This is a genomic window from Ochrobactrum sp. SFR4 (assembly GCF_019730395.1).
In the GTDB taxonomy this organism is placed as follows: Bacteria; Pseudomonadota; Alphaproteobacteria; order Rhizobiales; family Rhizobiaceae; genus Pseudochrobactrum.
In genome coordinates, this window is record NZ_JAAPBB010000107.1 from 1 (window position 1) to 565 (window position 565).

Sequence of the window (565 nt, forward strand, 5' to 3'; positions counted from 1 at the left end):
GCGGGTGCCGCGGGCGCGGATCGAGGATGAGACGGGCAAGCTGAAGGAATGGCGCTCGAAGGCTCTGCCCCGATACCAGCGGTTGACGAAGAAGGCCGAGGCCCTGATCGCGGCCGTCTACCTCTCCGGAACCAACACGCGCTGGGTCAAGCGGGCGCTGTTCGGGCTGTTCGAGGGCGCCGTCAGCAAGGACGTCGTCAGCCGCGCCTGGCGCAAGGTGAAGGTGGACTGGGACGCCTGGTGCGCGCGTAACTTGGCCGACGAGGATATCGTCCGGCTGATCCTCGATGGCACCGTGATCAAGACACGGCTGGACCGGAAAGCCACGAACATTTCGGTGCTGGCCGCCATCGGCGTGCGGCGGGACGGACAGAAGGTGCTGTTATCCATCAGGAATATGGGCGGGGAGAGCACGGCCGCCTGGCGCCAATTTCTGGATGACCTCGATGCCCGCGGCCTGAAGCGACCCGAGTTCGTGATCGTCGACGGCGCCCCGGGGCTGGAGGCCGCGCTCGTGGCGCTGTGGGGCGAAGAGCTGCCGATCCAGCGCTGCACGGTCCACAAG

1 protein-coding gene is annotated in these 565 nt (G+C 67.1%); it reads left to right on the forward strand.

The window, feature by feature from the left end:
* Positions 1-565, forward strand: a 565-nt coding sequence (locus HBA93_RS18080) for an IS256 family transposase (RefSeq protein WP_221724219.1), incomplete at both ends; no start/stop codon positions are given.